The 9,803-nt window shown below is 61.1% G+C and carries 9 protein-coding genes and 1 pseudogene; 5 read left to right on the top strand and 5 right to left on the bottom strand.

The window, feature by feature from the left end; all coding sequences use genetic code 11:
• Positions 1-104 (top strand): annotated as a pseudogene (sdhB, locus tag R2N16_RS17220) (succinate dehydrogenase iron-sulfur subunit); the annotation flags it as partial.
• A 60-nt stretch (positions 105-164) separates the two neighbouring features.
• Here the strand turns inward: sdhB and R2N16_RS17215 are convergent.
• Positions 165-1,025, bottom strand: coding sequence for an alpha/beta hydrolase (locus R2N16_RS17215; protein WP_428984141.1), 861 nt, complete (start codon positions 1,023-1,025; stop codon positions 165-167).
• 340 nt (positions 1,026-1,365) lie between these two features.
• On the opposite strand from R2N16_RS17215, the gene R2N16_RS17210 reads away from it, so the two are divergent.
• Together R2N16_RS17210 and R2N16_RS17205 are read left to right on the top strand one after the other, a co-directional pair.
• Positions 1,366-1,938 carry a globin family protein gene (locus tag R2N16_RS17210; RefSeq protein ID WP_316666988.1) on the top strand — a complete coding sequence of 191 codons (573 nt, stop codon included), beginning with the start codon at positions 1,366-1,368 and terminating at the stop codon, positions 1,936-1,938.
• Complete coding sequence (locus R2N16_RS17205; protein WP_316666987.1) at positions 1,935-2,621, top strand: hypothetical protein; 687 nt, start codon at positions 1,935-1,937, stop codon at positions 2,619-2,621. Before R2N16_RS17210 ends, R2N16_RS17205 begins: the two co-directional genes overlap by 4 nt.
• A gap of 204 nt (positions 2,622-2,825) precedes the next feature.
• On the opposite strand, the gene R2N16_RS17200 is transcribed toward R2N16_RS17205, so the two are convergent.
• The 4 genes from R2N16_RS17200 to folE form a co-directional block, all read right to left on the bottom strand.
• Positions 2,826-3,548, bottom strand: coding sequence for an anti-sigma factor (locus R2N16_RS17200; protein ID WP_316666986.1), 723 nt, complete (start codon positions 3,546-3,548; stop codon positions 2,826-2,828).
• Entirely contained in the window at positions 3,545-4,255 is a 711-nt protein-coding gene (locus R2N16_RS17195; protein ID WP_428984140.1) for a sigma-70 family RNA polymerase sigma factor, read from the bottom strand. Before R2N16_RS17195 ends, R2N16_RS17200 begins: the two co-directional genes overlap by 4 nt.
• A 65-nt stretch (positions 4,256-4,320) precedes the next feature.
• Complete coding sequence (locus R2N16_RS17190; RefSeq protein WP_316666984.1) at positions 4,321-4,905, bottom strand: fasciclin domain-containing protein; 585 nt, start codon at positions 4,903-4,905, stop codon at positions 4,321-4,323.
• A gap of 462 nt (positions 4,906-5,367) precedes the next feature.
• Positions 5,368-6,096, bottom strand: a complete 729-nt coding sequence (gene folE, locus R2N16_RS17185; RefSeq protein WP_316666982.1) for a GTP cyclohydrolase I — start codon at positions 6,094-6,096, stop codon at positions 5,368-5,370.
• A gap of 818 nt (positions 6,097-6,914) precedes the next feature.
• Between folE and R2N16_RS17180 the strand changes: the two genes are divergently transcribed.
• Both R2N16_RS17180 and R2N16_RS17175 read left to right on the top strand, forming a co-directional pair.
• Positions 6,915-7,412: a hypothetical protein gene (locus R2N16_RS17180; protein ID WP_316666980.1), complete on the top strand. Its 498-nt coding sequence runs from the start codon at positions 6,915-6,917 to the stop codon at positions 7,410-7,412.
• A gap of 151 nt (positions 7,413-7,563) precedes the next feature.
• Complete coding sequence (locus tag R2N16_RS17175; protein ID WP_316666979.1) at positions 7,564-9,795, top strand: copper-transporting P-type ATPase; 2,232 nt, start codon at positions 7,564-7,566, stop codon at positions 9,793-9,795.
• The last annotated feature ends 8 nt before the right edge of the window (positions 9,796-9,803 follow it).

Raw genomic sequence — 9,803 nt, 5'->3', positions numbered from 1 at the left:
GCTGCCACACCATCATGAATTGCGTCGATGTGTGCCCGAAGGGTCTGAACCCGACCAAGGCCATCGGCAAGATCAAGGAATTGATGGTGCGTCGCGCGGTGTAAGCCGCGAGTGGCCCGGGTTCCCCTGGGCCACCCACAAAGGCGGATGACCGCGCTCCGCCATCACGCCTTGGCCAAGAAGTCGGCCACGTCGGACAGCACCGGCCCAAGAAATTTCAGAGGCGAAGCGAGCGCTGCCACCAGCGTCTTGTGATCCAGTCGCGGGTAGACCTTGAGCTCAACAGGGTGTCGATACTTCATCAAGCGCTCGGCAAGGGAGAGCGTATTGCGCCGCACGTCGACGTATGCATCGCGTTCTCCAGTGAGCAAAAGCGCGGGGGGCTGCCAACGTTGATCGACATGGAACAGCGGCTGGCTGTCTTGCGTCTCGTGCGGATGATTGAACACGGGCAGTATGTCGGCCGCCTGGATCGGCAGGAAGTTATACGGGCCTGCCATTCCGATCCAGCCCGAAAGTGACTCCGTACCTAGCCCGTGCGCGCCCAGCCAACGGGAGTCCGTCGCCAGCATGGCGGCGTTATAAGCGCCCGCGCTATGGCCCGCAACGAACAGGCGTGCACCGGCATAGCCCTGCTGCGCGAGCCAGTGCTGCGCGAAGGCCGTAGCTGCAGCACAGTCCTCAAGGAAACCCGGATAACTGACTTCCGGATACAGCCGGTAATCGACGACCATGGCAATCGCACCAGTCGCTGCCAGCGCCTCGCCCACGAAAGCGTAGTCCGTGCGAGCGCCCTCTCGCCAAGAGCCCCCGTAGAAGAACACGACCGCCCGTGCGGGCCCTGCCATGGGTCGGACAGGTCGATAAACGTCCAGCTTCTGGCGTGGGTTGTCACCGTACGCCAAGCCCAGCGTAGAAACACTGGCGTCGGACTTGGACACAGCATTGAGAACATCCAGGGCAGAGCAGCCAGCCAAGCTCGATAACGCCGCGGCCAACCATGCACGACGCGTCAGGCGGGTCATCGGCATGCTCGCTCCAATGCTTTGTCGTGACAGGGCGTCGCGCCCTCATTGAGGCGCGCACGGAGGGCAGTCTGGGGCACGCCAGCATGGCGGCAATTGAACAGGATCACCATGGAAGTGCAAATCAAGTCTGAGGGTGCTCTGGCATATACGGTCTGCCGACGCGAATGGATGCAGCTCATGCCGACGCATGAGCCATCGCCCACAAGACAGTTTCGCAGGTTCGCAATCATTCCTGCATCCAATCTTGCATGCGTGACGTATGTGTCGACAGCGCTGTGTAGCAATTGAGGCAGGCCGCGCAGTGCACCTTCCATACCTGACACGAGGAGATTTGCCCATGAAGCGAGCACTGCTATTGGTTCTGACGTTGACCACCGCCACGCTGAGCGCATGCGGCGGCGGCGACGATACGCCCATGTCGACCGCATCGACGGCACAGTTTCCCCAGAACGCCGACATGTGGGCCGGACTCGGCGGAGACGCGAGCGCACCGGCCGCCATTTCAAAGGTCGTGGACGATGCGGTGTCCGGTCTGCTTGCGGACCCCAAAGAAGCTCCTTATTTCGCCAACATCGGCCGGCCCGGACACGATACGGTCGGGCGTCTCAAGGCTTGCCTGAACCTGCAGTTCAAGGCGCTGTTCGGCGGCCCCTTCAGCTACCCCGGGCAAGTCGCTGCGGATGGCTCGACCGTGATGTGCGACGACATGGCGGCAGCACACTCGGACGTTGGCATTCCCGGGTGCGTATTCGATCAGTTCATCACCGATGCCGCCGCTGTCATGAAGACCGATGGCGTTCCTGATGGTTACATCTCGCGTGTGGCGCCTGTCCTCACCGGGCTCAAGTCCACCATCGTGTCATCGATGCCTCAGTACCTGGGCCCTAACACCGCCCAGAACTGCCAATGAACCCGCGACGCCGGCTGCAACGCTACGCCATGCCCAGTGTTGCAGCGCTCACGGTCGCGATCGGCCTTGTCGGAGCAATGCACTTGAAGTCGGCCCGCCCTGTACTCGCAATGCTGGGCGTACCCTGCCCCGTCGACAGCACCACGGCAGAGCAAGTCAGCGCTCTGCGCGCAAGCGGACTGGCGCACCTGCGCACCAGCCAGCCGGCACCTGCCCACCCCCTTCCGGGCGGGTTCGTGCTGGAAGGCACAACCGCCGCCGAAGCCGTTCGCTGGGCACATGAAAACGGTGTCGCCTGTGACGCTGTCACGCACGGCTACAACTATCTCCGCTGTCGTGGCGTCGAGGCCCGCAAGCTGGGCCTTGCCGGCCCGCCCGTCAGCGAGTTGTGGCTCAGCTTCGGTCCGCACGGCCATCTCGTCGGCGTAGACATCTACCGCCGGGGCATGAACGCCAACGACACCACCGCTGCCTGGAACGGCGCGGCACATACGCTACGCAACGCGCTCGGTACGCCGACTGCGACAACAGGTGATGCCTCGCCAGAGGTACTGAGCCAATCACCACTGCAGACGGCTCGTTTGCAGTACCGATTCTCAGACTACCTGGCGATCGTCACTGCAAGCAACCTGCCGTACGCCGGGCTGGCGGTGCGGGAACAGTACATGTCGTCCCGCCTTTGATTGCAGTTGAAAGCGAGCGGTCTTTGCGTCATACCTTCGGCTTGTCGGGCGAAGGTATTTTTTTCGCCCCCCATAACGCAAAGACCGACGAAATCGCCGGTCTTCACTTAAACAACCGCTCATAGACGACCGGCTGAACCATCGCCGCCGGGCTTGAAGCGTCTCTGCATCTGCTCGTCATCCTGCAGGGCAGATCGGCCGCCGCTATGTTTCATGCATTTCGCCCTTGCCCACGACGGGGCCCGTGGCCTGACCTGTTGGAGAGCCGCCTTTCGGCTCCACTGAAACGGCAAGCACTGCACGGGCATTGAGTTTTGCTGCGTTTTCCCTCGACAGGGCAATCGAAGTCGATCGATTGGACGCGAACACGCCCAACGATATCGGCTTGCTGTTTTCGGGAATGAGCCAAAGCTCCGTCGAGGCGGTGTCGGACACCTGCAATGCAACAGCCGGCACCACGACGATTTCACGTTTTGTCGTGTCGATGGTCATCGTCCAATGCGGCACGCCGTTCTCGCCGGTGATGGCCGCTGCCATGTAGGCCGGCTTCGCGCCAGGGGGCATTCCGTTGGGAGACAACAGGGAAAGATTCAGCGCGACAACCGCGATCATTGCAAAGGATGCTGCGAGCGCCACGGCGCGCCACAGCCGAATGCTGTTCCAGATTCGCCGAATCTGCGACTCGCGCGGCTGCGCTTCAGCGCGCTCAACATGACCCAGATCCGCCTGGATCCGCCTCCAAACGCGCGCAGGCGGCTGCAAGGCAGCCACGTCTTCACCCAAAGGAGACAGGCGCACCTCCCAGGCATTGACGGAATCCCTCAGGGCCGCATCCTCGTCCAGCGCACGCTCAAGGGCCTTGCGCTCCTGGCTATCCAACAGTCCAAGAACGTATTCGGCGCAGTCCAGATCGCGATCGGGGGTCATGGATGTTGCTCCAGACACGCTTTGAGCTGCAGCAGGCTGCGCCGCACCCAGCTCTTCATCGTACCGATCGGAACACTCAGGCGCGCGGCAAGTTCAGCGTAGCTCGCGCCCGTATAGAACGCTTCGACGATGACACCTCGCTGCCGTGCCTCAAGATTTCGAATGCAACCATCAAGACGCCGACGTTCCTGACTCATGTCCGCCGCCTCCTGCGGCGTTGCCTGCTCGTCGACGATGTGCGCCCGGTCGGTGTCTTGTCCGGTCATCTCGCGAGACTGACGAAGTCGATCGATCGATTTGTTCCTCGCCAACGAAATCAGCCACGTCATGGCCGTTCCTCGACCAGGATCAAATTGATCGGCGCGTTGCCAGATGGCGACATAGATTTCCTGGAGCACGTCCTCCGCTTCACCCGAGTTGCGAAGAATGCCGTACGCGAGCGAATAGAGTTTGGGCGACGTGAGCGCGTAGAGTTTCGCGAAGGATGTGCGGCTGCCTTCCGCGGTCTGCTTGAGGAGCTCAACTAAATGTTCCCGACCATCGTTCTGACGCGCTGGTATTGAGTCCTCGGACTCGAGCAAAGATGCTCCGACAACGTGCATATGATTTCGCGTGCCTCGGTTGCCCGCAACGGGATGCGGCAAAGGTATACCAACCGCGCTATTCGCGCAACGAACGTCCGGAACGCAGCGAAGTCTGGATGGCATGCCGTTCCTCTCATCACCGTTTGAGCCTGCGCGGAGGCGCATGCCCCCGCGCCGTATGCGGCCGATTACGGCATCAATACCTTGTCGACGACGTGAATGACGCCGTTGGATTGGTACACGTTGCCGATGGTGACGGCAGCGACGCCACCCTTGTCGTCTGTGACGGTAAGGTGGTCGCCCTTCTGCATGACCGTTAGCGCATCACCCTCGACGGTCTTGAGGCTCGCTTTGCCGCCCCCATCCGAAACGGCTTTCATCAGGTCTTGTGCCGTCAGCCGGCCGGGCACCACGTGATAGGTCAACACCTTGACCAGGGTCGGCTTGCTTTCCGGCTTCAGCAACTTATCGACCGTACCGGCGGGCAGCGCCGCAAAGGCTTCGTTGGTTGGTGCGAACACGGTGAATGGCCCGGGCCCGGACAGCGTATCGACCAGGCCACCTGCTTTCACGGCGGCCACAAGCGTGGTGTGGTCCTTCGAATTGACGGCGTTTTGAATGATGTTCTTGGATGGGTACATCGCAGCGCCGCCCACCATGGTGGTCGCTTCGCTGTCGCCCATAGCGGCGGCGGCTACGGATGCATAGCCGCCAGAAATGATTGCGAGGGAAAGCAAAACACCAGACAACCCTGCCAGTTGATACCGTTTCATTGTTGACCTCGTTCGTGGCGCTTCGCAACGTGGAAGCAACCCATATACGAAGAGAAGCCGTTGGCGGATGCACTGTCGGATCGCGCAATAACGCAGCGGAGGGGTTCACTGAGTTGAGCTGGCTTTGCGTTGGAAAGACCCTCCATACACTGAGCCCCGAAGGTTGCCGCGGCCCCATCCTGTCAGATGCGACGCTGGCGAGGTCGCAAGGCGAGATGGTCGCCGTCTCTCCTGTCGTTAAGCCTGGCGACACGTTGTGCGTCGTCTACCTGCCGCATCGCCGTGCACGCATTGATGCCAATCCGCATCTGACGATCGAGGTGACCGCCCCGCCGTTGCCTGTTCTTTCTTTGATGAATGGTGGGCGATCCGCACACGCTCGCTTGCCATGCGCCCCGATTTGCTCGACGCGGTTCACGTTAGTCGGTATCGCTCATAGGGCTTCTTCGGATCGTTGGACACTCATTCACTGTTGCGGCCAGGCAGCAGTGCAAGAAATTCGCGCCGTAGGCTCGGGTCTGTCAGAAAGACTCCGCGCATCACGCTGCTCACCATGCGCGACTTGTCGTCCTTCGTGCCGCGCCAGTGCATGCAGTAGTGCTCCGCCTCGAGCACGACTGCAAGGCCGTCGGGTGCCATCCGGTTCTCCAGCAGATCGGCAATCTGCTTGATAGCCTCCTCCTGGATCTGCGGACGGCTCATGACCCAGTCGATGAGGCGTGCATACTTGGACAGCCCGATCAACTGCGAATCTTTGCTCGGCATGACGCCCACCCACGCGCGCCCCATGACCGGACACAAATGATGCGAGCAGGCGCTGCGCACCCGCAGCGGCCCCACCACCATCAGTTCATTGAGCCGCTCTACGTTCGGAAACGCTGTCACCTCTGGTGCCGCAACATAGCGCCCTGCAAACACTTCGCGGACGAACATCTTGGCCACACGGCGCGCGGTTTCACGGCTGTTGTGGTCTTGCTCGACATCGATAACGAGGGCGCGCAGCACTGACTGCAGGCGTTCTTCGACTTCGGCCTGGAGCAGATCAAGCTCGCCATCGCGCAGGTAGGCAGCGATATTGTCGTTGGCGTGAAAGCGATGGCCAGCGCTCATCAAGCGCTCCCGAATCCGGACAGAAAGCGGCACGCCGTCAACCGCCCCGGCAAATCCCGGCGGATCCAAAGTGAGCTTCATTGATGTTGCCTCCCAAAATTGGCGGTGCACTCACCGCCTGTGCAGGCTCAGGAGTGTTCCTGAGCAACGTATACGCAGCGAATGCGCGGGTAGACGCCGTGCCTCAGCACAAACGGCGAATTCCGTTGCGTCCTCAAGCATCAGGCTGTCATGGTTGGCGACATCGCCGAACCGCGTGAAGTTGCTCGTCGAGCGGGGAACGTGCTGCGCAGCCGCCGATCAACCGCGCGACCGCATCCCGTACCCGGCTGAGGATCAACAAGACGCGGCGAACACTCGCGAGTCGCACCGTCTTCGGCCGCCGAGACGAAGCCTCGATAAGCAAGGCATCGGCGCCTGGTGAGAAGGACTCCGTGGTCACCGTGTTGCACGTGCGGCTCAATGCAAGAGCGACAGTTCCCTCATGAGACACGGTGATGTCGACACCGTCAAGAAAGTGAAGCGGAAAAGCTGCGCCTGTGCGTCACGCGAAAAGGAATTGAGTTGGATTTCGGATTGATATAAACGCAAGGCCGAATCCATGACACGCTTAATGGTCTTCCGCTTTGGCCACCGTCAGTCGCAGACAGGGCTGGAGTCTCGTATTCGCGGCCTGATTCGCAACTGCTATACCGATTTCGGTCCGACCCTGGCGGCTGAGAAACTCCGTGAGCAGCGCAGGGTTGGGCTGTCCAAGCGTCGCGCGAGCCCCCGAAACCCAAGTGCCCCGCTCCCCAGACCAAGCGGCAGCGCTTGACATGCATCAATGGCCGATCGCACCCGTCCTCTACATTGACAGTGCGGGTATTTACCGCACATCACACCGAAGGCCGCTCATCATGGCAAACAATCGACGTACCCTCATCGCATCCGCCTCGACCGCGCTCCTGCTCGCTTGGAGTTCTCTTGTGCTCGCCGCCGGCCCATCAACCAACGCAGAGCGCGATAACGATCGTACCGAGAAGAAAGCGCCGCCGCCCGCAGCGACGGCCGTGCCGCAAAGCAATGCGGACTTTGATGCGCAAATTGCCCATCTGCGCGCCCTCAGGGAACGCATGGCACGCGCCAATACGCCAGAAGAACGACAAGCCCTGATGAACGAGCGCATGAGGGTCATGCAAGACATGATGACTGGCATACGACAGATGGGTGGCATGAAGCCGACGAGAAGAAACGGCCAAGCCAATCAAATGGCTCTGTGTCGGGGGATGACGGAGCGGCACACGGCCATGATGGAGGAGATGATGCAAATGCTGATGGATGGTCAGGGCATGGGAATGGGTCCCGGAATGGGGTCTGGGATGGGGTCTGGGATGGGCGGCATGATGAGGAAGTAGATACGGGTTGATTGCTCAACGCTGCTTTTGCACAACAACTCCCTTTGACCCTCCCTGCATGGGAGGGTTTATCGTTTCTTGCGCACGAGAAACGCACGTCGCCACCAGCTAGTGCATCCGGCGGCAGGCGAACCGATAGGAGCCGATGTCAATGGAAGAGCCCCACCACATCCACGCAGCCGAGCACGATCGCACGCACTTGCATGATGATCACGCCGGACATCGCCATGCCGGCCACGGAGACAAAGACCACGTTGCAGCCGCCCCCGCCGAATCTCAAGCGGAGACTGTCTACACATGTCCCATGCATCCGCAAATCCGGCAGGACCACCCAGGCAATTGTCCGATTTGCGGCATGACGCTGGAACCGGTCATTCCCGAGTTGGATGAAGAGGAGAACCCGGAGCTTGCAGACTTCCTGCGGCGTTTTTGGTGGACGCTGCCACTGACCATTGCGGTTTTTATCCTGGCGATGTTCGGGCACCGCTACGGCTGGATGGATGCCCGGCAGCAAAGCTGGACCGAGTTGGTCCTGTCGACGCCCGTGGTGCTGTGGGCGGGCTATCCATTCTTCCAGCGCTGCGCTCAGTCCTTCCTGCATCGCAGCCCCAACATGTGGACGCTCATCGGACTGGGCACCGGGGCCGCCTATCTCTACAGCGTGATCGCAACCGTCGCACCAGGGGTGTTTCCTCAGACGTTCACGGAGCACGGTCGGATTGGTGTCTATTTTGAAGCGGCGGCGGTCATCATTTCCCTCACGCTGGTGGGCCAACTGCTGGAACTGAAGGCACGGTCGCAAACGTCTGCCGCGATCAAATCACTGCTTGGCCTCGCCCCCAAGACCGCCCGGCGCGTCAATGCCGACGGCACTGAAGCCGATGTACCGCTGAGCCACGTGCACGTCGGGGACCGTCTACGCGTGCGACCCGGCGAGAAAGTGCCCACCGACGGTATCGTGATCGAAGGCTCAAGTTCGCTGGATGAATCGATGATTACCGGAGAGCCTATTCCCGTGACCAAGCGGGTGGGTGACCACGTGATTGGCGTGACGATGAACACTGCTGGGAGCTTGATCATCGAATCCGAGAAGGTGGGTTCCCAAACCGTCCTCTCGCAGATCGTTCAGATGGTTGCCCAAGCTCAGCGCTCCAAGGCGCCCATGCAGCGCATGGCGGACAAGGTCGCGGGCGGTTTCGTTGTCGCTGTGGTGACCGTTGCCGTGCTCACCTTCTTCACATGGGGGTTCTTTGGACCGCAGCCAAGCTGGGTGTATGGGCTCATCAACGCGGTTGCTGTGCTGATCATCGCGTGCCCATGTGCGTTGGGCCTGGCGACCCCGATGTCGATCATGGTGGCGAGCGGCAAGGGAGCATCGAACGGCATCCTGTTTCGCGACGCGGCCGCCATCGAGAATCTGCGCAAGGTTGACACCCTGGTTGTCGACAAGACAGGAACGCTCACGGAAGGCAAGCCTGCCTTTGATCGCTGCTTGGGCGCCAACGGTTTCGACGATGCCGAAGTGCTTCGCTTGGCAGCCAGTCTGGATCAAGGCAGTGAGCACCCATTGGCGGCGGCCATTGTGAAAGCCGCCAGAGAGCGCGGACTGTCTCTGCAGAACGCTGAGAACTTCGAATCCAGCAGTGGCATTGGCGTACGCGGTTCTGTTGCCGGCAAAAAGCTGGCTCTTGGCAACACCGTCTTGATGGAGCAAGAGCGTATCGATACGGCTCCGCTGGCCCAGGCCGCAGACGAGTTGCGAGCCCGAGGCGCGAGCGTCATGTACCTCGCGGCAGATCACGCGCTCGCCGGTCTGCTGGCCGTCTCCGACCCGATCAAATCGACAACGGCAGAGGCATTGGCGCTGTTCAAGGACAAGGGCATTCGCGTGGTGATGGCCACGGGCGACGGCACGGTAACGGCAAGGGCGGTCGCTCAGTCGCTGGGCATCGCAGAATTTCACGGGGAAGTCAGGCCCGCCGATAAACTGGCGCTCGTGACGAAACTTCAAAGCGAGGGCCGCACAGTGGCCATGGCCGGCGACGGTATCAACGATGCGCCCGCGCTGGCGAAGGCCGACGTCGGTATCGCCATGGGCACAGGCACGGATGTCGCCATGAATAGCGCGCAAGTTACGCTCGTCAAGGGAGACTTGCGCGGCATCGCGCGCGCCCGCAACCTGTCTGAGGCAACGATCGCCAACATGAAGCAAAACCTCGGCTTTGCGTTTGTCTACAACGCGTTAGGCGTGCCGCTCGCAGCAGGCGTTCTGTACAGCACGACCGGTTTGCTGCTGTCCCCCATGATTGCGGCGCTTGCGATGAGCCTGAGTTCGGTTTCGGTGGTATCCAATGCGCTGCGTCTACGCCGCGTCAGTATCTAAACCAACTG

The sequence above is a fragment of the Ralstonia psammae genome (assembly GCF_958405935.1).
GTDB classification, from domain to species: Bacteria; Pseudomonadota; Gammaproteobacteria; order Burkholderiales; family Burkholderiaceae; genus Ralstonia; species Ralstonia psammae.
This window is presented reverse-complemented; position numbering and strand designations above follow the sequence as displayed.

Coding starts and splice junctions, on each gene's coding strand:
- R2N16_RS17215 (WP_428984141.1), bottom strand. CDS start 1,025: ATGACCCGCCTGACGCGTCGTGCATGGTTGGCCGCGGCGTTATCGAGC.
- R2N16_RS17210 (WP_316666988.1), top strand. CDS start 1,366: ATGAAGCGAGCACTGCTATTGGTTCTGACGTTGACCACCGCCACGCTG.
- R2N16_RS17205 (WP_316666987.1), top strand. CDS start 1,935: ATGAACCCGCGACGCCGGCTGCAACGCTACGCCATGCCCAGTGTTGCA.
- R2N16_RS17200 (WP_316666986.1), bottom strand. CDS start 3,548: ATGACCCCCGATCGCGATCTGGACTGCGCCGAATACGTTCTTGGACTG.
- R2N16_RS17195 (WP_428984140.1), bottom strand. CDS start 4,255: ATGCCATCCAGACTTCGCTGCGTTCCGGACGTTCGTTGCGCGAATAGC.
- R2N16_RS17190 (WP_316666984.1), bottom strand. CDS start 4,905: ATGAAACGGTATCAACTGGCAGGGTTGTCTGGTGTTTTGCTTTCCCTC.
- folE (WP_316666982.1), bottom strand. CDS start 6,096: ATGAAGCTCACTTTGGATCCGCCGGGATTTGCCGGGGCGGTTGACGGC.
- R2N16_RS17180 (WP_316666980.1), top strand. CDS start 6,915: ATGGCAAACAATCGACGTACCCTCATCGCATCCGCCTCGACCGCGCTC.
- R2N16_RS17175 (WP_316666979.1), top strand. CDS start 7,564: ATGGAAGAGCCCCACCACATCCACGCAGCCGAGCACGATCGCACGCAC.